Origin of the sequence: Lutibacter citreus (assembly GCF_003260195.1) — a bacterium.
GTDB lineage: Bacteria > Bacteroidota > Bacteroidia > Flavobacteriales > Flavobacteriaceae > Lutibacter > Lutibacter citreus.
Genome location: NZ_QEIH01000010.1, coordinates 67,373 through 93,587 on the forward strand (window position 1 = coordinate 67,373; position 26,215 = coordinate 93,587).

General features: G+C 32.9%; 16 protein-coding genes. 15 read left to right on the forward strand and 1 reads right to left on the reverse strand.

Going from position 1 to position 26,215, the window contains the following annotated elements; all coding sequences use genetic code 11:
* Positions 1-7: 7 nt before the first annotated feature.
* From DAD81_RS18415 to DAD81_RS18460, 10 genes are all read left to right on the forward strand, one after another.
* Positions 8-1,177: an AraC family transcriptional regulator gene (locus DAD81_RS18415; RefSeq protein ID WP_111709783.1), complete on the forward strand. Its 1,170-nt coding sequence runs from the start codon at positions 8-10 to the stop codon at positions 1,175-1,177.
* Between the two features lie 174 nt (positions 1,178-1,351).
* Positions 1,352-2,197 (forward strand): ROK family protein, encoded by an 846-nt coding sequence (locus DAD81_RS18420; RefSeq protein WP_111709784.1) that lies wholly within the window; start codon positions 1,352-1,354, stop codon positions 2,195-2,197.
* A 63-nt stretch (positions 2,198-2,260) separates the two neighbouring features.
* A complete protein-coding gene (gene nagB, locus DAD81_RS18425; protein WP_111709785.1) occupies positions 2,261-3,064 on the forward strand; it encodes a glucosamine-6-phosphate deaminase in 804 nt (267 codons plus the stop codon).
* Between the two features lie 60 nt (positions 3,065-3,124).
* The gene (locus tag DAD81_RS18430) at positions 3,125-4,693 is read left to right on the forward strand and encodes a sulfatase-like hydrolase/transferase (RefSeq protein WP_111709786.1); all 1,569 of its coding nucleotides are present in this window, start codon (positions 3,125-3,127) and stop codon (positions 4,691-4,693) included.
* 94 nt (positions 4,694-4,787) lie between these two features.
* Positions 4,788-6,236 carry a sulfatase family protein gene (locus DAD81_RS18435; protein WP_179950076.1) on the forward strand — a complete coding sequence of 483 codons (1,449 nt, stop codon included), beginning with the start codon at positions 4,788-4,790 and terminating at the stop codon, positions 6,234-6,236.
* 141 nt (positions 6,237-6,377) lie between these two features.
* Positions 6,378-8,588, forward strand: coding sequence for a beta-glucosidase BglX (gene bglX, locus DAD81_RS18440; RefSeq protein WP_111709787.1), 2,211 nt, complete (start codon positions 6,378-6,380; stop codon positions 8,586-8,588).
* Positions 8,589-8,670: 82 nt separating this feature from the next.
* Complete coding sequence (locus tag DAD81_RS18445; RefSeq protein ID WP_111709788.1) at positions 8,671-10,554, forward strand: arylsulfatase; 1,884 nt, start codon at positions 8,671-8,673, stop codon at positions 10,552-10,554.
* Positions 10,555-10,602: 48 nt separating this feature from the next.
* Complete coding sequence (locus DAD81_RS18450; protein ID WP_111709789.1) at positions 10,603-11,856, forward strand: MFS transporter; 1,254 nt, start codon at positions 10,603-10,605, stop codon at positions 11,854-11,856.
* Between the two features lie 4 nt (positions 11,857-11,860).
* Positions 11,861-14,329: a beta-galactosidase GalB gene (gene galB, locus DAD81_RS18455; RefSeq protein ID WP_111709790.1), complete on the forward strand. Its 2,469-nt coding sequence runs from the start codon at positions 11,861-11,863 to the stop codon at positions 14,327-14,329.
* 64 nt (positions 14,330-14,393) lie between these two features.
* Complete coding sequence (locus DAD81_RS18460; protein WP_111709791.1) at positions 14,394-15,989, forward strand: sulfatase family protein; 1,596 nt, start codon at positions 14,394-14,396, stop codon at positions 15,987-15,989.
* A 428-nt stretch (positions 15,990-16,417) separates the two neighbouring features.
* On the opposite strand, the gene DAD81_RS18465 is transcribed toward DAD81_RS18460, so the two are convergent.
* Positions 16,418-17,554, reverse strand: a complete 1,137-nt coding sequence (locus DAD81_RS18465; protein ID WP_111709792.1) for a helix-turn-helix domain-containing protein — start codon at positions 17,552-17,554, stop codon at positions 16,418-16,420.
* Between the two features lie 241 nt (positions 17,555-17,795).
* On the opposite strand from DAD81_RS18465, the gene DAD81_RS18470 reads away from it, so the two are divergent.
* The 5 genes from DAD81_RS18470 to DAD81_RS18490 all read left to right on the forward strand — a co-directional run bounded on the left by DAD81_RS18470 (position 17,796) and on the right by DAD81_RS18490 (position 26,201).
* The gene (locus DAD81_RS18470) at positions 17,796-19,298 is read left to right on the forward strand and encodes a sulfatase family protein (protein ID WP_111709793.1); all 1,503 of its coding nucleotides are present in this window, start codon (positions 17,796-17,798) and stop codon (positions 19,296-19,298) included.
* Positions 19,299-19,304: 6 nt separating this feature from the next.
* On the forward strand, positions 19,305-20,879 hold the full coding sequence (locus tag DAD81_RS18475; protein WP_111709794.1) for a sulfatase: 1,575 nt from the start codon (positions 19,305-19,307) through the stop codon (positions 20,877-20,879).
* Positions 20,880-20,951: 72 nt separating this feature from the next.
* On the forward strand, positions 20,952-23,048 hold the full coding sequence (locus DAD81_RS18480) for a glycoside hydrolase family 2 protein (RefSeq protein ID WP_111709795.1): 2,097 nt from the start codon (positions 20,952-20,954) through the stop codon (positions 23,046-23,048).
* A gap of 31 nt (positions 23,049-23,079) precedes the next feature.
* Complete coding sequence (locus tag DAD81_RS18485) at positions 23,080-24,552, forward strand: sulfatase (protein WP_111709796.1); 1,473 nt, start codon at positions 23,080-23,082, stop codon at positions 24,550-24,552.
* Complete coding sequence (locus DAD81_RS18490) at positions 24,549-26,201, forward strand: sulfatase family protein (RefSeq protein ID WP_111709797.1); 1,653 nt, start codon at positions 24,549-24,551, stop codon at positions 26,199-26,201. The genes DAD81_RS18485 and DAD81_RS18490 overlap by 4 nt, the downstream gene beginning before the upstream one ends.
* Positions 26,202-26,215: the final 14 nt, after the last annotated feature.

Consider the following 26,215-nt stretch of genomic DNA (forward strand, 5'->3'; position numbering starts at 1 on the left):
ATTGTAAATGGAGAATACTAAAAAAGTTATTTTACTTATTGATTTCTCGGAATCATACGGAAGAGACTTACTTAAAGGTATTGCGAAATATTCAAACCTAAATGGTCCTTGGATATTTTGTCGTATGCCGCTCTCTTATCGTGAAAAGTTTGGGGTAAATGGAATTATTGAATGGGCAAAAGAATGGAATGCAGATGGAATTATTGCTCAGCTAAATAATTCTGATGATATTCATCAATTAATTGATACAGGAATTCCAATTATTGCACAGGATTTTAAAGAACGGTTTGAATCAATTCCCAATATTACTGGAAAATACAAGGAGGCAGGACAAATGGCTGCTGAACACTTTTTATCGAAAGGTTTTGAGAATTTTGCTTTTTATGGCTTTGATGATAGAGTATGGTCTAGAGAAAGATTAGAAGGTTTTAAAGACGGTGTAAAAAAAAATGGGCATACTGTTTCTGTATTTGAAGAAGGCTCTTCAATTTCTCGTGATTTATGGTACTACAAGCAGTCACCGTTATCAAATTGGTTATTGACCTTGAAAAAACCAACAGCTCTTTTTGCATGTGATGATAATCAAGGCAATAATGTAATTCAGGCAGCTAAAGTTGCAGGAATAAATATTCCAGAAGAGTTAGCTGTTTTAGGGAACGATAATGATCAAACAGTTTGTGAAATGTCTGATCCATCTTTGTCTAGCATTGCTATGGATGTTGTAAAAGGAGGTTATGAATCTGGCGCACTGTTATCTAAACTTATGGATGGGGATGAAAGTGAAATAAAAGATATTATTGTTGAACCAACGCATATAGTGTCGCGTCACTCAACAAACATTTTAGCAATGCAGGATATTGAAGTGGCAAAAGCACTTAGATATATTCGTAATAATAGGAACGAAATTATTGGAGTAAATGATGTTCTTAAAATTGTTTCCCTATCTAGAAGAGCAATAGAAAAAAGATTTGTTAAAGCGTTAAAACGCACCATATATCAAGAGATTCAACTATCAAAGCTTGAACATATTTGTAAAAAATTATTAGAAACAGACAATAGTATATTCAATATTGCTGTGGAAACAGGATTTGGTGATAGTAAAAATCTTTCTAGGTACTTTAAAAAAATTAAAGGAACAACACCTTCTGAATTCAGAAAGATTCATAGAGAATATTAATTTCATTTTAGGCTATTTGATTTATTTATAAAAGAACGCATAATGAGGATTCAATTACGAATTATGGTACAGTAACTATGGTTATCAATCTTATTTTTACATCTGTAGTATAGACTTAAAACTAGGTGTTGAAATAATACAATACCTATATTAAAATTTTAAAAGAATTATACAATGTATAAAACAATTGGTGTTGATTTGGGAGGTACAAATGTTCGTTGCGGAGTAGTTTATAATGGAGAACTTACAAAACTAAAATCAACTTCTTTAGTAAATAAGAGTTATGAAAAATCAGTCTTAAACCAAATTATTTCATTGATTAAAGAAAATTTTGATGAAGCTATTAAAGGTATTGGTATTGGAGTTCCTTCAGTTGTTGATCCGGAAAAAGGAATTGTTTATGATACAGTCAATATTCCATCATGGAAAGAAGTTTATTTAAAAGATGAGCTAGAAAAAGTTTTTAATGTACCCGTAGTTGTTAATAATGATGCCAATTGTTTTGCTTTAGGTGAAAAGTACTTTGGTAAGGCTAAGGATTATAAAAATATTGTAGGTATAACATTAGGAACCGGTGTTGGTGCTGGATTAGTTATTAATAACAAGTTGTATAATGGAAACAATTGTGGAGCAGGAGAAATAGGTATGGTTCCTTTTAAAGATTCAGACTATGAGCAATACTGTAGTGGCATGTATTTTAAAGAGATTCAAAAAATCAGCGCTATAGAATTATACAAATTAGCCAAAGAAGGTGATCCAAAAGCTTTAAATATGTTTCATGAATTTGGAGACAATATGAGTTCTCTAATTAAATCGGTTATATACACTTACGATCCAGAAATTATTGTACTTGGAGGTTCAGTTAGTAATGCCTATCCGTTTTTTCAACAGAATATGTATGACGGTTTAAGTGATTTTGGTTTTCCTAAATCCGTAGAAAAAGTGATAATAGTGGTTTCAGAACTTGAGAATGCAGGTGTTCTTGGTGCAGCAATGCTTATTAAAGATAGTTTGAAGTAAAAAGTATAGATATGATGAGTAGTAGCGTCATCAAATATATTAACAATTAAAGTAAAGGATATTATGAGGCTTATTATACAACCAGATTACGATAAATTATCATTATGGGCAGCAAAGTATGTGGCTGAATGTATTAACAATAATAAACCGACAGCGGAAAAACCTTTTGTTTTAGGTTTACCTACGGGGTCTTCTCCAATTGGAATGTACAAGGCTTTAATTGAATTGAATAAAAGAGGGGAAGTTACATTTGAAAATGTGATAACATTTAATATGGATGAGTATGTAGGCTTACCCAAAGGACACCCACAAAGTTATTATACTTTTATGTGGGAAAATTTCTTTAACCACGTGGATATTAAACCAGAGAATACAAATATTTTGGACGGTTTAACAGAAGATCCAAAAGTAGAGTGTGAACAGTTTGAAGAAAAGATTATGGCTTGTGGAGGAATTGATTTATTTGTTGGAGGTATAGGTCCTGATGGTCATATTGCGTTTAACGAACCTGGATCTTCACTTTCTTCTAGAACACGTTTAAAAACACTTACCAAAGATACAATTCTTGCAAATTCTAGATTTTTTGATAACGATGTAAATAAAGTTCCAAAAACAGCACTTACAGTGGGAGTGGGAACAGTACTCGATTCAAAAGAAGTTATGATTCTTGTAAACGGGGCAAATAAATCACAAGCATTATATCAAGCAATAGAAGGAGGAGTTACACACATGTGGACAGTTAGTGCTCTTCAAATGCACGAAAAAGGTATTATTGTATGTGATGATGCCGCTACACATGATCTTAAGGTTGGTACTTATCGATATTTCAAGGATATTGAATCAGATAATCTACTTATGGTATCGTGAAAACTGAAGTGTTTATAACTTTGAAGAGGACGTTTATTTTAAATTTAAAAACATATTAATATGAGACATATAACATTAATTCTGTCGATTAGTTCAGCTCTATTTTTTAGTACTTGTATAGGGCAGCAAAAGGCAGAAACTCAAAAACCGAATATAATTTTAATCTATGCTGATGATTTAGGGCGTGGATTATTGGGAGCCTATGGACAAAAAATTATTACAACACCAAATATCGATCGTTTAGCTGATGAGGGTATACGCTTTGAGAATGTTTATGGCTCTCATTATTGTGCCCCGGCCCGTGCGAGTTTGTTAACAGGAATGCACGATTGTAGAACAAATAAATTTAACATTGTTAGAGGTGGTATTTATATGAAGTTGGACAATGGACTTAACATGCAAGAGATTAAAGATAAAGTTCATGCACTTGCTATTCCAGCAAAACCAGATGATATTTTCTTGGGGCAAGTAGCAAAAGATGCTGGTTATGCTACGGCTGAATTTGGTAAGCTAGAATGGGGTTTTGCTACTACACCTGAAAGAATTAAAAGACATGGATGGGATTATCATTTTGGATATTACGATCACCGTCGCTGTCATGGTTTTTATCCACCTTTCTTATTCGAAAATGGAGAGAAGGTAAATATACCCGGAAATACGCATGTTGATTGTGCAAAAACACCGGTGGCAGAATCTCCAGAAAATTACAAGATAAGATGGAACATGGAAGGTAAAAAAGTGTATTCCGAGAATATTATAATGGATAAGCTTTTGAGATACCTAGATAATAACAATCCTAAAAAAACCAATAAGCCATTTTTTATTCACTTTCCAACTCAATTACCACACGGACCAATCGCTATTCCTGAAGTACATAAAGATTTTAAGAATAATTCAAATCTTACTGAATTAGAGAAAGAATATGCCTCAATGGTAAAAATGCTCGATACCAATGTGGGGAGTATTGTTTCTAAATTAGAGGAAATGGATATCCTGGATAATACGATAATAATTTTTACAGGAGATAATGGTCATTCAGTATATTATCAAACTGAAGGTAGAGGTAGTGAGAAGAAGAACGTATATACGGGTGAAGTATATGATAATATTAAAACAAAATTTTATAGTAGGACTAGTAACGATGTATTTGATGGTAATGATGGTATGGCAGGCTTTAAGCGTGCAAATTGGGAAGGTGGTACTCGTGTTCCGCTTATTTGGTATTGGAAAGGGAAAATTCAGCCAGGAAGTAGTTCTAATCAAATGGTTGCCAATTTCGATTTGCTAAACACTATTTCTGAAATTACTAGCGGAAAACAAGTGGAAGGTAAAGATGGTGTTTCATATTTAAATACGGTACTTGGTAAAAAAAGCAACGTACGTGATTATACAATTACGGCTTCAAAAATGGGACCTGCATTAGTAACTAAAGAAGGTTGGAAGCTTCGTTATTACCTTAAGAAAGATATTTTTCAATTGTATTATTTACCTGAAGATTATCGTGAGGAGAATAATCTAATTCTAGAAAATAAAGGAAAGTTTGAAGAATTAAAAACACTTATGTATAAAGTATTGGAAAATGATTGGAATAATGGTTATGGTCCAAAAACTCTAGAACCAAATTATTAATAGGGAACTATAAATAATATCTTGAATAGTTGATATTAAAGATAAAAGAAGGTATTAGCACTAGTGATAAACCTTTAAATTAAATATTATATAAATGAAAAAAATAGTTGCATTCACTTTACTTTCACTTTTGTTTGTGAATTTTATAATGGCACAAAAACATAGTGCTAAAAGGCCTAATGTAGTCTTAATATTTGTTGATGACGAAGGCTATGGAGATGTTGGGGTTTATGGTGCTACAGGTTTTGAAACACCAAATATAGATCAATTGGCAGCTGAAGGTACAAGGTTTACGAATTTCTATGCCGCTCAACCTGTTTGCAGTGCTTCACGTGCAGGAATTTTAACAGGTTGTTATCCTAATAGGATTGGGATTGTGGGAGCTCTATTTCCTCAGGATAAAATTGGTTTGAATTCAGATGAACTTACAATGTCAGAAATGTTCAAACAACAAGATTATAAAACAGCAATTTTTGGTAAATGGCACTTAGGTTGGCAGAAAGCTTTTTTGCCATTACAACATGGGTTTGATGAGTTTGTAGGGCTTCCTTATTCTAATGATATGTGGCCATATGACAATGCAACAGGAAAAAGAGTTTCAGCCGATCATAGAAAAGGGAATTATCCAGACCTTCCTTTAATTGATGGAAATAAAACGATTGGTTATATAAAAGGCTTAAAAGATCAAGACAAATTGACGACACTATACACCGAAAAAGCGGTGGATTTTATAAATGATAATTCAGACAATCCATTTTTTCTTTATGTACCTCATAGTATGGGACATGTTCCATTAGGGGTGTCTGATAAGTTTAGGGGGAAAAGTGATCAAGGGCTCTATGGTGATGTTATGATGGAGATAGATTGGTCGGTTGGAGAAATAGATAAAGCTTTAAAAAAGAATGGCATTGCAGATAATACTATATTTATTTTTACAACTGATAACGGTCCATGGTTGAGTTTTGGGAATCATGCAGGCTCTGCTGGTGGACTTAGGGAAGGTAAAACTACAAGTTGGGAAGGTGGACAAAGAGTACCATTTATTGTGCGTTGGCCAGATTATACACCTAAAGGAACAGTTACAGATAAATTGGCTTGTGCTATTGATTTGCTTCCTACATTTGCGGCTATTACTGATGGTAAATTATCAGAGAATAAAATTGATGGAATAGATATCTCACAGCTTTGGAAAGGTGATTTTTCCGCCGAACCTCGTAATACAATTCTTTATTATCATGGAAAGAATAATTTAAATGGAGTGCGTAAAGGAAACTGGAAATTAGTGTTGCCACATGAGTATAAAAGTTATCAAAGAAAAACAGGGAATGATGGGAAAGGTGGTCCCAGAAAAAAAATATCTGTTGAAAAACCAGAGCTTTATAATATGATGCGCGATCCAGGGGAAAGATATAATGTAATAGAATATCATCCAGAAAAAGCAAAAGAACTAATGGAAGTTGTAGAGAAAGCTCGTAAAGAACTTGGAGACCTTAATGTAGGTTTGGAGGTAGGAAATGAAAACAGGGAATCTGGAAAGTTATAAACTAGTAAAAAAAGATGTGTATGGGACAGCATTTGTGGGTCTTTGGGTTATAACTAATGATTACATGATTGGACCATAGAATGATAAGCTGAATTAATTAAAAATAAAAAAGAAGTATATAATTAATCTAAAATAACAAAAATGAGAAACGCAATCTTACTATTAACATTCTTTATTGTTAGTATAGCAAATGCACAAATAAAGGGCATTGAACAAAGAATCGACTCTGTAATGAGTTTAATGACTTTGGAGGAGAAAGTAGGACAAATGATACAAGTCAATGGTAAATTTGTTATTACGGGGCCACAAATGTATGACGTTGATTACGAGGAGCAGATTAAGTCTGGTATGGTAGGTTCATTTCTAAATGCAGTTGGGGTAGATTATACTCGAGATTTGCAAAGAATTGCAGTTGAGGAGACCCGTTTAGGAATTCCTTTACTTTTTGGTTTTGATGTAATTCATGGATGGAGAACAACTTCACCGGTACCTATTGCAGAGTCTGCTTCATGGGATATGGAAGTTGTAGAAAATGGAGCAAGAGTAGCAGCAACAGAAGCAGCTGCAGCAGGTCAACATTGGACTTTTGCACCCATGGTAGATATTGCTCGTGATCCTAGATGGGGTAGAATTGTAGAAGGAGCTGGAGAAGATCCATATTTGGGTTCTAAAATTGCAGCAGCAAGAGTACATGGTTTTCAAGGAGATGACTTGTCTGCAACCAATACTATTGCAGCTTGTGCAAAACATTTTGCTGGTTATGGAGCGGCAGAAGGAGGACGAGATTATAACACGGCTGATATGTCGGAGCGTACTTTACGGGATATTTATTTACCACCTTTTAAAGCGGCTGTAGATGCAGGTGTACAAACTTTTATGACTTCTTTACATGAGTTGTCTGGTGTTCCAACTGCAGGAAATAAATTCTTATTAGATCAAGTGCTTCGTAAAGAATGGGGATTTGATGGGTTTGTTGTTTCAGATCACAGTGCTCTTAATGAAATGATTAATCATGGTATTGTTGAAAATCAATATGATGCTTCTGTGCTTTCTGCAACTGCAGGATGTGATATGGATATGCAATCTCAAGCTTATTTTACACATTTAAAAGACGCAGTGCAAGCAGGAGATGTTCCTATAGCTAAAGTAAATACATCGGTACGTAGAATTCTAAGAATAAAATTCAGAATGGGTTTAATGGATGATCCATACTTGTACTGTAATAAAGAAAGAGAGAAAAATAGCATGCTTACAAAAGAGCATTTGGCTATTGTCCGAGCTGCAGCAAGTAAATCTTGTGTTTTATTAAAAAATGAAAATAACATTCTTCCTATAAGTAAAAAAACGAAAATAATTGCTGTTATTGGCCCACTTGCCAATGCCGCAAGAGATATGAATGGATCTTGGAGAGGTCAAGCTAATAATAACGATGTAGTTAGTTTATTAGCAGGTATAAAAAATGCAGTTTCGTCAAAAACAGAAATTCTTTATCATACAGGATGTGGTAAAAAAAGTGATGATAAGACTGTTTTTCAAGAGGCTTTAGAAATGGCAAAAAAAGCAGATGTTGTAATTCTTGCTATTGGTGAAAATGGAGATCAAACTGGAGAAAACCGCAGTAAGTCTAACATTGGTATTCCTGAAATTCAGATTGAATTAGCAAAAGAAATTTTAAAAGTAAATAAAAATGTAGCAACTATTCTTTTTAACGGAAGACCTATTACAATGAAATGGCTAGCAGATAATATGCCATCAATTTTAGAAGCTTGGTACCCGGGAACACAAGGAGGTAATGGTGTTGCGGATGTTATTTTTGGTGATTATAATCCTTCTGGGAAATTGCCTGCTTCTTTTCCTATTGTTGTTGGTCAATGTCCAATTTACTACAATTATAAAAACACAGGACGTCCTATTCGTGAAGGTTTTAAATGGCAAACAAAATATTTAGATGTTCCAAATAAACCATTGTATCCTTTTGGTTACGGACTTAGTTACACGAGTTTTGAATATTCTAACTTATTGGTAAACAAAAAAGAAGTTCACTTTAAAGAAGAGTTGGAAGTTTCAGTTACTCTTAAAAATACTGGTAAATACGATGGAGCAGAGATAGTTCAGTTGTATGTAAGAGATTTATTTGGAAGTGTGACTCGTCCCGTTAAAGAATTAAAAGGTTTTGAGAAAGTAATGCTTAAAGCTGGTGAGGAAAAAGTGGTAACATTTAAGTTGACGAGTGATGATTTACGTTTCCATAATATAGATATGGATTATGTTGCTGAAAAGGGTGATTTCAAAGTATTTGTTGGAGGTAATTCAAATGATGTCATTGAATCTGAATTTAAATTGATAAAGTAAAATATTAAACTTTCCCTAGAGAATTTGATTGTTGGGAATTTAGAAAATTTGCTTATTAATTTTGTGAAATTAAAAACAAATAATGAAAAATATATATTTTAATAAATTAATTTTATTGAGTCTGTTGGTAATGATTCTAATAAGTTGTGTTGATAAAACAAAACAAATAAAGAAATCAAAACCAAATGTTATTGTGTTAGTTTCCGATGACCAAGGTTATGGTGATATTGCTTTTCTTGGAAATCCATCTTTAAAAACACCTAACTTAGATAAACTAGCAGAACAGTCAATTAGGTTTACCGATTTTCATGTATCGTCTATTTGTACTCCTTCACGTTCTCAGTTGTTGACAGGTGTTGATGCGGTGCGTAATGGGGCTTATAATTATGGTTTTGGAAAGAATAATATTTTTCATTCTTATCCGGACATTGAAGGTAATGAACATGAAATTCATTTAATGCCTGAATTTTTTAAAGCCAATGGTTATAGAACGGGGCATTTTGGAAAATGGCATTTAGGTGATTTTTACCCATTCCGTTCAATGGATAGAGGGTTTGATGAAACTTTTACATTTCCAGGTGCTGCAGTATGGCAAACACCAAACCAATGGAATAACGATTGTTTTGATGATGTTTATTTGAGAAATGGAAAGCCTGAAAAAACAGAAGGTTATTGTACAGATGTATGGTTTTCTGAAAGCATAAATTTTATTGAAAAATCAGTAAAAGATGATGAACCTTTCTTTGTGTATTTACCAACAAGCGCAATGCACACACCACAATATGTTCCAGCAAAATATATGGAACCCTACAAGGATTTTCCACCACTAGTAGCTCAGTTTTTTGGTATGATTGCGAATTTTGATGAGAATTTGGGAAGACTAGATAGTGTTTTAGATAATTTAAAAATTAAGGATAATACCATTCTACTCTATATGAGTGACAATGGAGGTACATTGGGCGTACAACACTATAATGCAGGTATGAAAGGTAAAAAATGCTCGGTATATGATGGTGGACATCGTGTTCCTTTTTTCATGCGTTGGCCAAATGGAATAAAATCTACAAATAGAGATATAACTGATTTGACAGTTGTTCAAGATGTGTTGCCAACACTTATAGATCTTTGCGATTTAAAAATGCCTTGGAAACAAAATTTTGATGGTGTAAATCTCTCAAATTTAATTAAAGACGAAAGCCTGGATTTATCAGGCCGGATGTCTGTAGTTCAATTTTCAACAAAAAGAGTTGGACTAAATGGTTATAGTGTATTATGGAATAAGTGGCGTTTAGTTGATGGTATGAAACTTTATAATTTTGAAAATGACCCTGGACAAAAAAACAATGTAGCAAAGAAGTACCCTGAAGTTTTGAAAAAGATGCAAGACTATTATGTTTCTTGGCGTACATCAGTAGAACCTTCATTGGCTAAAAACTCTCAAATTGATATAGGCTATCCAGCATTTGAATCAATTGAATTAACTAGTTTCGATTGGTTAGAATTAGAAGGGAAAGGTGATCCATCCCAACAAATTGATATTCGCTTGGGAATGGAAATGCACGGTTCATGGAATATAAATGTAGTAGAAAATGGTACATATGAACTTACTTTTAGAAGATGGCCAAAAGAGGTTGATGTAGCTATTAACTCAGGGCTTCCTGCACATTTTACAGAGTTTGCTAAGCAAATTGGTGCAACAAAAATTCCGGAGAATGGAAAGTATCACAATTGGCGGTCTATTTGCCCAAATGGTATTCATCCAGAAGGGAAGGCACTTCCAATTTCTAAAATCAACTTTATTGCTAATGAAAAAAGTCAGATTAAAAATATTTCTTCAGAAGATAAGTCAGTTCGTTTTGTCATGGATTTATCAAAAGGTCCTTTAAAATTACAGGGAGACTTTTTAGATATCAAAGGGAATATATTGTGTGGTGCTTATTATGTAGATATTGTTAAAATAGATTAAAAAAGAACTAGAAAAAATGAGTTAACTAATTCATTAAAAAAATAAATTATGAAACGAAATAATGGTATTATAATATTAATTCTTGTAACGTTTTTTGTTATCTCTTTTCTAACAAATATACTAGGGGCATTAAATCCAAGTGTATCTCAAAGTTTTAGCTTAAGTGAAACAATGGCTGGTTTTTTACCATTTTCATTTTTTATAGCCTATGGAGTAATGTCTATCCCAGCAGGTTTTATGTTAGAAAAATATGGTGAAAAAAAAATGATGGTTTTTGCATTTTTACTAGCTCTGTTAGGGTCTGTTATATTTGCGATTTTCCCTACTTTTAACATATTCATTATTACATTATTTACAATTGGTACTGGAATGGCTGTATTACAAGTTGTAATTAATCCCTTATTGAGAGTTTCTGGTGGTGAAGAAAATTATGCTTTTACTTCTGTTTTAGCACAATTAATTTTTGGGGCAGCATCTTTTGTGAGTCCGCAAGTTTATTCTTGGTTAGTAACAAATATTGATAGTGCAGAGGAGACAAAAGGATGGTTTATAAGCACTATTTCAAAATTTGTACCTATTGACATGTCATGGGTTTCAATTTATTGGATATTTACAATAGCTAGCTTACTGATGATATTTGTAATTGTTGCAATAAGCTTTCCTAAAGTAAAATTAAATGATGATGAAAAAGTTGGCTCTAAAGAAAGTTATATTGATTTGTTTAAAAACCGACTCGTAATTTTATATTTCTTTGGAATATTCGCCTATGTAGGAGCAGAACAGGGAATTTCTTATTGGATGTCTAAATTTTTACAAGTTTATCATGGGGTAGATTACAAAACTATTGGAGCAGATGCTGTAGGTAATTTTTGGGGACTAATGACTGTTGGAGGTATTTTAGGACTTATATTACTTAAAATATTAGACAGTAAACTAGTTTTAAGGTTATTTACAAGTTTGGCTATTATAAGTTTTGCTATTGCCCTTTATGGAACAGCAAATATATCATTGTATGCTTTTCAAATGAGTGGTTTCTTTTTATCTGTAATGTATCCAATAATTATTTCTCTTGCTTTAAACTCAGTAAGTAAACATCACGGATCATTTGCAGGAATATTGATGACAGGTATTATGGGGGGAGCTGTAGTTCAGTTACTAATTGGTTTTATAAGCGATTTTACTTCATTAAAAACAGGAATGTTATTTGTTTTTGTTGCACTTGCTTATATTTTCAGTATTAGTATTTGGGCAAAACCAATAATAAATAATAAAACGATTAGTTTGAAAAAAACGGATAACTAAAAGAATGAAGAAAATACTAATTCTACTAATCTTAATAGGTTTTCAGGTTTGTGCTCAGACTTCGAATACAAGAGATGTAATTCCATTTAATCAAAACTGGAAATTTGCAAGATTTGGTGAAATGCCTGATGGTTCTGAAAAAGAAGAATTAGAAGGCATTTTTGAAACAAATTTTGATGATTCGGATTGGCGTAAATTAAATTTACCGCATGACTGGGGAATAGAAGGACCTTTTAGAAAAGACCTTCCTAATCGTACTGGTAAATTACCTTGGCCAGGTATTGGTTGGTATCGAAAATCATTTCAATCACCAAATTCAGACAAAGGAAAGCGTGTTTTTATTGAGTTTGATGGGGCAATGTCGGGAACTACAGTTTGGCTTAATGGATGTTATGTTGGAGAATGGCCTTATGGATATTCTTCGTTTAGATTTGAAATTACACACCAGCTAAAAGTAGGAGAGGGAAATAAGATAGCAGTGCGCCTTAATAATAAAAATGAATCTTCACGTTGGTATCCTGGAGGAGGAATCTATCGAAATGTGCGTTTGGTAAGAGTAAACCCTATTCACATTGATCATTGGGGAGTTTTTGTTTCTACGTCTGAAGTAACTAATAATGAGGCTACAGTAAAAATAGAAACTCAGATTAAGAATCTAGATACTGATATTGAAGTAAAACATGAAATTTCGAAAATAAATTCAACTCAAATTGTAGCTAGAGCCACTGGAAGGTATGCCAAAATTACGCTAAACAATCCAAGGCTTTGGTCTTTAGATTCTCCAAATATGTATAAAGTTACTTCTAAGGTTTTCAAAGATGGAGTACAAAAAGATGAGGTAGTCAATACTTTTGGAGTTCGTAGTATAAAATACACTGCAGAAGGTTTCTTCTTAAATGGCAAAAAAACGAAGCTGAATGGTGTTTGTATGCATTCCGATTTGGGACCTTTGGGAATGGCTGTTAATACTCGTGCGATGGAAAGGCAAATTGAAATTCTACAATCTTTTGGTTGTAATGCTATTAGAACTTCACATAACCCACCAGCACCAGAGTATTTAGATTTATGTGATAAAATGGGAATGTTGGTACAAGTTGAAGCTTTTGATTCTTGGAGACACGAGAAAACGCAAAATGACTATTCTAATCATTTTGGAGCTTGGCACCAGCGAGACTTACAAGCAATGGTAAAAAGAGATCGTAATCATCCATCTGTTATTATGTGGAGTACGGGTAATGAGGTTCGTGAAGAGCGTCACTTTGATAGTAATCCTATGGTTACCATGTTAGCAGGTGTTATAAAAGATGAAGATCCTACAAGACCTGTTTCTTTTGGTTGCAGTAATGCTACAGCTGCTTTAAATGGTTTTGGTGCAAAAGCAGAGGTTATGGGAGTAAACTATAAGCCTGAACTATACGGACAAATTCGTGAAAAATTTCCAAATATGCCTTTATATGCAAGTGAGACAACATCGAGTATTAGCTCAAGAGGAGAATATTTTTTCCCGGTTTCTGAAGTTCAAAGAGAAGGAGTAGGAGGTTATTTTCAAGTAAGTGATTATGGGTTATATGCTTCTCCTAATGGTTATCCAGCCGATGTAGAATTTAAAGCTCAGGATATGAATCCTTTTGTGATTGGAGAGTTTGTTTGGACTGGTTTTGATTATATAGGAGAACCTACACCTTTTAATAAAGACAAAACAAACCTTCTAAATTATACAGATGTAACTCAAAGAGAACGTGTAAAAGCAGAGATGGCAAAATTAGGGAAACAAATTCCTCCGCGTAGCTCATATTTTGGTATTGTAGATTTATGTGGGTTTCCTAAAGACCGCTATTATTTATATCAATCCAGGTGGAAACCAGAATTACCAATGGCACATATTTTACCACATTGGAATTGGGAGGATAGAATAGGAAAAGTAACTCCAGTGCATGTGTATACTTCAGGTGATGAAGCTGAGCTTTTCTTAAACGGAGAATCTCTAGGGCGTAAGAAAAAAGGAAAATATGAATACCGATTAGGTTGGAATGATGTAGTTTATAAACCTGGTAACTTAAAAGTAGTTTCCTATAAAAATGGAAATAAATGGGCTGAAGAAACTATTAAAACAACAGGTAAAGTTGAAAAAATAGAACTTAAAGCTGATCGTTCAAATATTATTGCTGATGGTAAAGATTTGTGTTTTGTTACTGTTCGTGTAACGGATTCTAATGGAGTTACCGTTCCTAGAACCCATAATTTAGTGAAATTCACATTAAAAGGTCCAGGAGAAATAATAGCAATAGGTAATGGAGATTCAACAGACTTGGAACCGTTTCAGTCTAATAAACGAAAAGTATTTAACGGGTTAGCATTGGTTATTATTAGAACAAAAAATGGGGAATCAGGTAAACTTGAATTGTTAGCTGAGTCTGCAGAGTTGAAGATGTCAAAATTGGAAATAAAAGTAAATAAAGAAATAAAACGGTAAACGTTATTAGTAAATTAAAACCGCATAAGTTGCGGGTGAATTATATAAATTTAAAGATGTTAAAATGAAAAATATTTGGTTTTTAAGATTGATAATAGCGTGTTTGTTTGTTTCATGTGCACATAATAAAAAGAAGGAAGAGAGTAACTTAAAAGATAGTCGCCCCAATATTTTATGGATTACAATTGAAGATTGGAGTCCAGATTTATCATGTTATGGAACAAAGGGAATTTCTACTCCCAATGTAGATAAATTAGCGTCGGAAGGTATTCGTTATGAAAACGCATTCACAACATCACCAGTTTGTTCTACTTCTCGTTCTGCTATGATGACTGGTTTTTATCAGAACTATATTGGAGCTAATCAACACCGCTCCCATGATAAAAAGCCATTACCATTTGGTATTAAACCAATTCCACATTTATTAAAAGAAGCAGGTTATTATACATCTATAATGAGTTGGAAAACAGATTGTAATTTTATTCCAAATACTAGAGGTGAGCTTTTTACAGACACTTCTGATTATACAAAAGATGGTAAAATAGGTTGGAGAAATAGAGAAAAAGGTCAACCTTTTTTTGCTAGAGTTACTTTTGGAGGAACACATCGTTCTTGGCGTCGTGATCCAGAAAATCCAATCGATATAAAGGATGTAGAGATACCTCCTTATTATGTAGATAATGAATTTATAAGACGTGACTGGGCAAACGGTTTAGAACAAATGCAATTGGTAGATAGACAAATTGGAGAACTTTTACAAAAACTAGAAGATGATGGTTTGGCAGATAATACTATTGTGTTTTTTATAGGAGATCACGGTCGCTGTCATATTAGAGGGAAACAATTTTTATATGATGGAGGTATTCATATTCCAATGATTATGAAATACCCAGGTAAGGTAAAACCTAATCAAGTAAATAATAATATGGTAATGTCTATAGATATATGTGCTACAATACTTGAAGCTGCTGGTGTAACTCCTAACGTTGCTTTGCATGGGAAAAGCCTTTTTAGTAAAGATGTTAAAAATCGAAAATATGTATTTGCTGCCAGAGATAAAATGGATGAAACACATGATGCAATTCGTGCAATACGTTCAAAAGAATTTAAGTTAATTCATAATTTAATGCCTGAACGTCCTTGGTGTCAGTTAAATCAATATAAAGAGTCAGCGTATCCTGTATTGGCTGAAATGAATATTTTAAATTTGAAGGGAAAATTAAATCCAGTTCAAGCTGCTTTTTTTGCGCCTACAAAACCCGAATTTGAATTATTTGATTTATCTAAAGATCCTTTTGAAATAAACAATGTAGCCAACAATTCAGAATATGCAGATATTAAATTAAATTTACTTTCTGAATTAAACAATTGGAGAGAAAATGTGATTAATGATAAAGGGGTATCTGATGAGTTTCGTGCACTTGGCATATTTCCTGATTTATGTCCTACGGCTACTGTAGGAGAATGGGTTATTTTAAATCAAGATAAGTATGATTTTAATAAATATGGTTGGCCAGCGTGGTATCCAACAAGAACCTTAGAAGAATGGGAAAAAGCTCGTGCCATATGGGAACCTTATGTTTTAAGAAGTGCAACCGATGAATTTTATGAGCCGGTAATTTCTTTTACAAAAAACAAGAATAAAAAGAAGAAGAAATAATTATATTCAGGATGATTTGAGATTAAAAAATAATCTTGTAAATAGTTAAAAGTATAGGTGTTTAAATAAAAACAAAAACGGAATAAAGCCAAAATTATAGTTTCATTGGGTCACTATTTATAGTATAATGATGTTAAGGTTATGTTTCTGTCATTATACCTGAAGTTATATTTAGATAAACGTCTTTAAAACATAATTTTGTTTTAAAGACGTTTATTATTAAAACTCAATATGTGCATCTTACCGTTATTTAATGTTAACTATAATTGTATTTAGGATTAGGGAATAAGGTTGTATATAAATATTGGGATGACGAATTTAAAAGTCTCATTTTATGTGCTTTAATTTATTAAATGTATAGATTAATAAATTTTTTTACCGGAGAGTAAAGGATATTCAAATGTTACTAATAGAAAATAATTAAATTTTTATTCCAATACTTCTATCTGAATTAATTTAGATTCTAATTCTGTTCTTTTGTAACCTGTAACTTCAAATAAAGCATTAAAAGATTCTCCATTTTTAACAAATTCATGATTAAACTTTTTAAGCCATACTTCATTGGTGAAATTACGCACAGTTGCTATTACGCCGATATCATGGTTAGAGGAGAAAAATAATACATTATTACCATTATCCATTTTTCTATAAGAAACCATAGCATATTCAAGAGCTTTATCTGTAAGCACTTTGTTGAAGTAGTTAATCGTATCATTTTTAGTGTAATATTGAAAACTACCTTTATTGGTTTTAAAAACTTTGCTGTTATCCAAAAAAAGATTTTTAGATTGATGAAGGCAATTATATTGACCAATAAATATTAGGTTCTTTTTCTTTAAATCATCGTATTTAAAATCACTTTCTAGTTCAACAGAAAAGTCAGTGTCATTTTTAAGAAACAGTTTAGTAAGAGAATGAATTGCAACGGGAGCCATTTTAGTAATATAGGAAAAGGTTGCAGGATTATAACTTGTATCCTTTACTTGGTTTTGGTATTCATTTAATTCCGATTTATCATCAACGTTTAATATGTATGTAAATAAAATATTATCACCTTCTTTTTTTGATACTATAAATTGATCGGAAATAAAGCATATTGTTTCATTAGAAGAGTTAAAAAAGGAAGTCCAAATATTATCTTTTTCTTCAAAAGGATTTAAGTAAATAGCAGCAATAATTAATGCTATAACAATAGGTGTTGCTATTTTCCACCAAGATAGTTTAGTTTTAGTTGAAATTTGTTCTTCAACAAAATTCAAATTATACTGCCCTTTTTTTATTTCAAATTTTAGTTCATCAAATTTACCATCATTTTTATAATACTCTTCTAGTTTTTGACGAAGTTTATACATATAAACTCTGACCTTACTATTTCTTTCATCAGGATTATAATCTTTTTCAAATAGTTCAAAACCTATTACTTGTTCTTTCACAAAAGAGTCATCCAAAGCTTTTTCAACTAGAAAATTCAACAAACGAATATTTCTACCTGAATTTATGAATTGGTCGCTTTTGCAAATTTTATCTAAGTTGTAGGCTATTTTTTGTTTATTGAGTTTATTCATTTCGAAACAAATATAGCAAAAAACAGCGTTGTTGTTTTGGTTTTTCAGATTTGTTTTATTTTAGTTTAATCTCTTTGTTATATAGTGTTACAACTACGGAAGTAACCGTTAATTAGCGGCTATTTTACGGTTCTTTAGTGTTAAATTCAGTTATCAATAAATTAGGGGCTTAACTTGGGGCTAAAATTGATTTTTTTTGATAAAATTAAAAACTGTTTAAAAAATTATATAATACTAGTAAATGAAAAAATCAATAATAATTCTGTTTCTAGGAATATTCTGTGTTTTATCTTGTAAATCTCCCTCAAAAGAAGAGCAAGAAAAACCAAACGTAATAATAATTTATACAGACGATGTTGGGTATGGTGATATTGGAGCTTACGGAGCTAAACTAATTAAAACACCTAACATTGATAAATTGGCTGAAGAAGGAATCCGATTTACTGATGGTCATTGTGCTGCTTCAACATGTAGCCCATCACGTTACTCTTTATTAACTGGTGACATGGGGTTTCGAAAGGATATTGGTATTCAAGGGATAAATGGAAAATTGGCTATTGATACTAAAAAGTTTACACTGCCTAAATTATTCAAGAAAGCTGGCTACAGTACTGCTGTAGTAGGGAAATGGCATTTGGGACTGGGTGATGGAAATGTAGACTGGAATAAAGAAATAAGTCCAGGTCCTTTGGATATAGGTTTTGATTACAATTTTTTAGTTCCAGCAACTAATGATAGGTCTCCATTTGTGTATGTTGAAAACCGTAAAGTTTATAATCATAACGCTCAAGATCCAATTACTGTTACCAAAAGAGGTAAACGAATCCCAGATTCTGTTCCAGGGACTAAATATCCAGAAGCAAAATTAAATCCAGAGGCAATTACCTTATACAATGGAGATGATCAACATAGTGGTTCTGTAATAAATGGCGTGGGTAGAATTGGTTATATGAAGGGCGGAAAAGAAGCCATGTGGGATGATTATAATATGCCTAAAGTAATATTGGAGAAAGCTACAAAGTTTGTCGAAAAAAATAAGGAAAAGCCTTTCTTTTTATTTCTTACAAGCTGCGATATTCATGCACCACGAATGCCACATCCAAGATTTCAGGGAACTACAACTTTAGGAATGCGAGGTGATAATGTAGTTCAATTGGATTGGTTTGTAGGAGAAGTGATGACTATGCTTAAAAAACAAAACATCGATGAAAATACGATGGTTATTTTTACTAGTGATAATGGACCTGTAATTATTGATGGATACCAAGATGGTTCTATTGAAGGAGGTCATAAACCTGCTGGAATTTACAGTGGTGGAAAATATGGAATTGAAGAAGGAGGAACAAGAGTGCCTTTTATTGTTCATTGGCCTTCACAAATAGATACTAAGGTGTCTGATGCTTTGGTAAGTCAAGTTGATTTTATGGCTTCTTTTGGAGAATTTCTTAATATCGATATACCTAAGAATGAGGCTGCTGATAGTCGAGCGTATTGGAAAACCTTTATCGGAAAAGAAGATAAAGGAACGGATATGATTCTTGAACAGGATAATAGAGGTTATAACTTGGCACTAAGATTAGGTGATATGAAATACACTAAAATGAAAGGAGGCTCTTATGAAATGTACGATTTAAAATTAGACCCAGAGGAAAAGAATAATATCATTAACAAGTATTCTGAAAAAGCTGAAGAGTTAGATACGCTTTTAGCAAAGTATATTGAATTTCCATTGAATCATAAATAATATAACATGAAGAATCTTTTATTAATAATGTTTTTGTTTAGTCTAATGGCTTGTAATTCTGAACAAGAAAAGAAAATTAATAAACCTAATATCCTTTTCATACTTGCTGATGATTTAGGTTATTCGGATTTAAGCTGTATGGGTAGCGAATATTATGAAACACCAAACATTGATAAAATAGCAAAAGCTGGAATGGTATTTACTGATGGTTACGCAGGTTGCCAAGTTTGTAGTCCTTCTCGAGCTACTATTCTGACCGGACAATTTACCGCACGTCATGGGATAACCGATTGGATAGGATCGCCATCAGGAGAAGAATGGCGCGCTAATAAACGTTATAGCAAATTACTGCCTGCTGAATATAATCACCAGTTACCTGACAAAGTGCTTACGCTTCCTGAAGCTTTTAGGCAAGAGGGATATAAAACTTTCTTTGCTGGTAAATGGCATTTAGGCGAATTGGGATCATATCCTGAAGACCATGGATTTGATATTAATAAAGGCGGCTGGGAGAGAGGCTCTCCAAGACGACGTTATTTCTCACCTTATAGAAACCCTACTCTTGAAGATGGAGAACCTGGTGAAAATCTTTCTATGCGATTGGCAAATGAAACGATCAACTTTATGAAAGAGAATAAAAACAAACCGTTTCTAGCTTATTTATCTTTTTATGCCGTACATAGCCGAATTCAATGTGTAAAGGACAAATGGGCTAAATATAGAGACAAAGCTGAGAAAATGGGAATTGCAGAAAAGGGCTTTGAAGAAGGTGATTTATTACCAATGCGTTTGCATCAGGACAACCCTATTTATGCAGGATTAATCGAAACCATGGATGATGCTGTTGGTGAGGTTTTAAAAGCTTTAAAAGAAAATGGATTGGATGAGAATACTATTGTTGTGTTTACTTCTGATAATGGAGGAGTAACTTCTGGCGATGATTTTTCTTCTAATTGTTTACCTTTAAAAGGAGGGAAAGGATATCAATGGGAAGGCGGTATTCGTATTCCATATATTGTTAATGTGCCTTGGATGAACTTTAAAGGACAACGAAATAATACTCCGGTAGCTGGTAGTGATTTTTATCCTACACTTTTAGATTTAGCAGGTTTACCATTGCATCCAGAAGCACATATTGATGGGGAAAGTTTTGCAGCTGTTTTAAAAGGAGAAACACTCAATGAAAGACCTTTATATTGGCACTATCCGCATTATGGAAATCAAGGAGGTCGTCCAGTATCAATTATGAGAAAAGGAGATTGGAAATTAATTCACTATTGGGAAGATGGACACAATGAGTTGTATAATTTGACTCAAGATATCCATGAAGATAATAACCTTATTGCAATGGAGAAGAGCAGAGGGAAACAAATGGCTCAAACGCTGATTAGTTGGTTAGATGAAGTTGGGGCTAACTATGCCAAACCAGACCCTTTACATAATGAAGAAGTAGAACAAGAATTTATTAAAAATAACATGGCTAGTTGGATGAGTAAAATAGAGAAGATTCGTAGTGATGCTTATGCGGAAGACTGGGAACCAGACCCAACTTGGTGGGGAAGTATTCAAACTAAAGACTAACTATTTGTGAAAGGTTTTGAAGCAAAACGAATAAGGGAAAAGAAGATAGCAAAGGGGAAAAATAATTTGAAGATGAAAATAAGTAAATTAATTATACTAAGCGTTTTAATTTTTGCTAGTTGTAAAAACATTGATAAAAACGAAAAGCGAAAAGTAATTTCTTTAAATGGAATCTGGCAAATTGAAGAATCTAATTTGTCAGATGAAATACCAGAGAGTTTCTTTAAAAATGTACCTGTCCCTGGATTGATTGATTTAGCCACACCCAAAGCCTTTGACAGTATTGGATACCCAACATCCTATAAACGTTATTTTTGGTATAAAAAGGAATTTCAAATTGATGAAGATGTTCCAGACGTGGCTTTAATAAAACTTTACAAAGCAAAATACACCATGAAAGTTTTTCTAAATGGAAATTTTGTCGGTGAACAAGGCTATAATTTTACGCCAGCTTTATTTAACATAAAACCCTATTTGAAAAACAAGGGAAAGAATGAATTGTTGGTTAGAATTAGTACTTACGATAATTTGCCTGCAAATGTTGCTGATGGACACGATTTTGAAAAGAAACGTTACATTCCTGGGATTTATGATAATGTTGAATTAATTCTTTCTGGAAAAGAATTTATTGAAAACGTACAAATTGTACCCAATATTGAAAATAATGAAGTTAGAGTAGTTGCAAAGCTAAAGTCTGAAGCTGAAAATTCAACCCTAAAATATAGGGTGTTAGAATACAAATCAGGTAAAGAAGTAATATCTGGAGAAACAAGTTCTCACGATTTTAAAGTGAAAATTCCTAATTGTAAACTTTGGTCTCCTGAAAATCCTTTTTTATATACACTAGAATTGGAAACGAATTCAGATAAACTTTCAACTCGATTTGGAATGCGTAGTTTTAGACTCGATTCAAAAACAGGCCTAGCTTATTTAAATGGCAAACCTTATTATTTGAGAGGTACCAACACTTGTATATTTCGTTTTTTCGAAGATCCTGATAGAAAAGAACTTCCTTGGAATAAAGATTGGGTACGAAATTTACATCAGAAATTTAAAACCATGCATTGGAATTCCATTCGTTACTGTATTGGGTTTCCTCCCGAAATTTGGTATGAAATTGCTGATGAGGAAGGTTTCCTTATTCAAGATGAGTTTCCAATATGGTATGGGAAATGGAACCAGATAAATAAATTGGGAAGAGATCTTACCCAACTTCATCTTGAATATGAACAGTGGATGAAAGATCGTTGGAATCATCCCTGTGTAGTTATATGGGATGCTCAAAATGAAACTCGAACTGAACATACTGGGAACGCAATTAATAAAGTACGGCACCTTGATTTATCCAATCGTCCATGGGACAATGGTTGGTCAACTCCAATGCATAAAAACGATGTTCAAGAAGTACACCCTTATTTGTATAATAAATTTCATAAAAAGAATGCAGAATTGCCTAAAAATTTGTTGCAGTTCGCCCTCGATACCGTAAGAATTCCAGATAATGGCCCAAGCGAAATTTCTCCAAAAATGTCGGGTGAGAAATACCCTAATCCATATATTATAAATGAATATGCATGGCTATGGATAAACAGAAATGGTACACCAACACGTTTAACAGAACACTTATACCCAAAAGCCTTTGGAAAAAAGACAGCCCAAGAGCTTTATTATATTTACGCGCGGCATTTTAGTATGAAAACGGAGTATTGGAGAGCACATCGTAAATGTGCTGGAATTATGCATTTTTGTGCATTAGGATATTCTCGTCCAAATGAACCTAAAGGAGAAACTAGTGATAATTTTATTGATATTAAGAACTTAATTTTTGAACCTACTTTTGAGAAATACACGAAGGATGCTTTTTCACCTATTTTACCATTTATTGACTTTTGGGAGCCTACAGTAAAAAAGAATTCAAAAGAAAACATTGAAATCATAATGATTAATGATACGTACTCAGATTGGGAAGGAAAACTTAGACTAATGTTGAAAAAAGATGTCAAAATCATTAGCGAAATTTCAAAACAAGTTTCTATAGATGAGCTAGGGAAAATTAGTGTATCGTTTCCAATTGAATTTGATGTTGAACCAGGAAGTTATTCTTTGGTTACAGAAATAATGTATAAAGGAGAAGAGGTTCAAAGTATTCGCGAGTTTGAAGTAAAATAATAATATATTAAGTATCTATTAAAAAACAATTATGAATAATCTTTTAAATAATTTTACATACCAAAAAATATACTTGGTACAACTCATTCTTTTGCTATTAATTGTTTCTCAATTACAAGCCCAACAACCAAATATTTTATTTATTGCTGCGGATGATTTAAACTGTGATATCAGTCCTTACGGTGTTTCACAAGTTAAAACACCCAACCTAGAACGCTTGGCTAAAATGAGTATGCAATTTAATAATGCATATTGTCAGCAACCTTTATGTGGGCCAAGTAGAGCTAGTTTAATGACGGGAATGCGACCTAATACCATTGGCAGTTTTACGCTGAGTGATAAACTCCGCAGAAGAAAACCTGATGTTGTTACCCTTGGTCAATTTTTTAAAGAAGCAGGCTATTACTCAGGGAGAGTAGGTAAAATTTATCATTATGGTAATCCGAAAGATATAGGAACTAATGGACATGATGATGAACGTACTTGGACGGAGAGATTTAATCCAGCAGGAATTGATAAAATTAGAGAAGATGAAATAATTAGTTACGGAAATAATACAAAAGCTGGAAATCGTCAATTAGGAATCTCAATGGCTTGGTGGAATCCCGAAAGTGAAGATGAAGAACATACGGATGGAATGGTAGCAAGCAAGGCTATTGAAATGATAGAAGCACATAAAGAAGAACCATTTTTTATTGCAGCAGGTTTTTTCAATCCACATTGCCCTTATGTAGCACCAAAAAAATATTTTGATTTATATGATATTGATAAAATTGAAATGCAAGATCTTAAAAAAGCTAAAGCGGCTTTAGAAGATGTTCCTGAAATGGCAACTATGCGAGATACAAAAGCTTGGCCTTATTATTTTGACGGTGTAACTGTTGAAGAAGCAAAACAGTGTAAACTTGCTTATTATGCCTCAATTTCATTTGTAGATGCACAAATAGGACGCTTGTTAGATACCTTGGAAGAAAACAATTTAATGGAAAATACTATTGTTGTATTTTGGTCGGATCACGGTTACTTTCTTGGTGAAAAAGGACTTTGGTATAAACGAAAAGCATTTGAACGTTCAGCTAGAGTTCCTTTATTTGTAAAGGTTCCAAAAGGTCCGGAAGGAGTGAGTTGTAATAAACCTGTAGAGCTGATTGATTTATATCCAACTCTTGTAGATTATTCTGGTTTTTCAATTTCAAAAGATTTGGAAGGGAAGAGCTTACGTCTTTTATTAGAAAATCCTAAAGCAAAATGGAAAGATTATGCCATTACTCAAGTTCATTATAATGTAGATGCTCAAGGTTATTCTATTCGAAATGAAAAGTGGCGTTATACAGAGAGGAATAAAGGTAAAGCAGGAAGAGAACTTTACAATCATGAAAATGATCCTGAAGAAATCACCAACCTTGCCAAAAATCCAAGATATTCAAATTTAATAGATTCTTTAAGTCATAAGCTTCAGGTTTATAGTGATACATATAAACCTAATTCAAAGAAAAAGAAATGAAATTAAAATTTGCCTTATATGCTCTTTTGCTTTCGTTAAGCTTAATGGCCCAGAAAAAAAAGCAGCCTAATTTTTTAATTATCAGTTGTGAGGATATCAGTCCGTATCTTAGTTTTTACGGAGATAAAACTGCTCATACTCCCAATCTAGATAAGTTAGCTGAAAAAAGTTTGGTATTTGATAATGCGTTTGCAACCGTTGGTGTTTGCGCTCCAAGTAGATCATCAATAATAACTGGTATGTATCCTGTTAGTATTGGAACTCATAATATGAGAACTGGAGGAGATGTTCAAGGTTGGGGGAATAGAACGTACAAAAGAAGTCCTAAGCGTAAACGTATAGATCAAGAAGGGATTCCTTTTGGTACATATTCGGTTGTTGCTCCTCCAGAAGTTAAATGTTTTACCACTTTATTGCGTAAAGAAGGATATTTCTGTACAAATAATAAAAAAACAGATTATCAATTTGCAGCACCTCTATCATCTTGGGATGAAAATGGAGAAACAGCACATTTTAAAAATAGAGATAAAAATCAACCTTTTTGTTCTGTATTTAATTTGGTAGTTACACATGAGTCTAGAATATGGTTGTTGGCTAAAGATTCACTTAGAGTAAACCCTAAAAAAGTTCCACTACATTCCTATTGGCCAGATAATGATATTGTACGTACAGATATGGCTCGTAATTATTCTAATATTGAGATGATGGATTCAGAAGCTGGAAAAATTATACAAGAACTAGAAGACTCAGGAGAGTATGACAATACATATATTTTGTTTTATAGTGATCACGGAGGACCATTACCAAGAGGAAAGAGAGCTATTTACGATTCAGGTTTAAAAATACCTTTTATGGTTAAGTTACCTAAAAATAAAAACAATGGTCGAACAGATGAACTGATATCTGGAGTTGATATAGCACCAACAATATTATCGTTAGCTGATATCAAAGTGCCTGAATATATGCAAGGTCAAGCATTTTTGGGTAAACAAAAACAAGTAAATAGAGATTATGTTTTTGGTTCTGCAGATCGCTTTGATGAGGATTATGATAGAATTAGATGTATCCGAGATAAAGAACATATGTTGGTGTTTAATTATTATTTAAATCAAGCTTCTTATTTGGATTTAGAATATAGAAGAGGATTACCAATGATGCAAAAGATGTTGGAACTTAGAGATGCAGGAAAGTTAAACAAGATACAAATGCAATGGTTCAACCCTAAAAAAGTTGAAATTGAATTTTATGATGTAAATGAGGATCCGGAGCAAGTGAATAACATAGCCAGTGATCCAAAATACAAGAATAAGATTGAAAGCATGCTCGCTGAACTTGCAAGATGGCAAGAAGAAGTAAAAGATAAAGGAAGTATTCCTGAGGCAACTTTAATAAAAATGCAATGGCCAGATTTTAAGCAACCAATAACAAAAAAACCTGTGATAAAAAAGGTAGGAGGAAAATACCAGGTTAATGTTGTAACCGAAGGTGCTGACATTGTGTATCGATATAGTAATTCAAACGAGAATATAAAGGAATTAGATCATTGGAATGTATATCAGAAAGAATTAGCGAAAGAAAAAGGGAAATATCTTCACATTAAAGCATCACGTATAGGCTATGCAGATAGTGAAACTGTGATTATTAAATAATTAAAATTATCCTT

Coding starts and splice junctions, on each gene's coding strand:
- DAD81_RS18415 (WP_111709783.1), top strand. CDS start 8: ATGGAGAATACTAAAAAAGTTATTTTACTTATTGATTTCTCGGAATCA.
- DAD81_RS18420 (WP_111709784.1), top strand. CDS start 1,352: ATGTATAAAACAATTGGTGTTGATTTGGGAGGTACAAATGTTCGTTGC.
- nagB (WP_111709785.1), top strand. CDS start 2,261: ATGAGGCTTATTATACAACCAGATTACGATAAATTATCATTATGGGCA.
- DAD81_RS18430 (WP_111709786.1), top strand. CDS start 3,125: ATGAGACATATAACATTAATTCTGTCGATTAGTTCAGCTCTATTTTTT.
- DAD81_RS18435 (WP_179950076.1), top strand. CDS start 4,788: ATGAAAAAAATAGTTGCATTCACTTTACTTTCACTTTTGTTTGTGAAT.
- bglX (WP_111709787.1), top strand. CDS start 6,378: ATGAGAAACGCAATCTTACTATTAACATTCTTTATTGTTAGTATAGCA.
- DAD81_RS18445 (WP_111709788.1), top strand. CDS start 8,671: ATGAAAAATATATATTTTAATAAATTAATTTTATTGAGTCTGTTGGTA.
- DAD81_RS18450 (WP_111709789.1), top strand. CDS start 10,603: ATGAAACGAAATAATGGTATTATAATATTAATTCTTGTAACGTTTTTT.
- galB (WP_111709790.1), top strand. CDS start 11,861: ATGAAGAAAATACTAATTCTACTAATCTTAATAGGTTTTCAGGTTTGT.
- DAD81_RS18460 (WP_111709791.1), top strand. CDS start 14,394: ATGAAAAATATTTGGTTTTTAAGATTGATAATAGCGTGTTTGTTTGTT.
- DAD81_RS18465 (WP_111709792.1), bottom strand. CDS start 17,554: ATGAATAAACTCAATAAACAAAAAATAGCCTACAACTTAGATAAAATT.
- DAD81_RS18470 (WP_111709793.1), top strand. CDS start 17,796: ATGAAAAAATCAATAATAATTCTGTTTCTAGGAATATTCTGTGTTTTA.
- DAD81_RS18475 (WP_111709794.1), top strand. CDS start 19,305: ATGAAGAATCTTTTATTAATAATGTTTTTGTTTAGTCTAATGGCTTGT.
- DAD81_RS18480 (WP_111709795.1), top strand. CDS start 20,952: ATGAAAATAAGTAAATTAATTATACTAAGCGTTTTAATTTTTGCTAGT.
- DAD81_RS18485 (WP_111709796.1), top strand. CDS start 23,080: ATGAATAATCTTTTAAATAATTTTACATACCAAAAAATATACTTGGTA.
- DAD81_RS18490 (WP_111709797.1), top strand. CDS start 24,549: ATGAAATTAAAATTTGCCTTATATGCTCTTTTGCTTTCGTTAAGCTTA.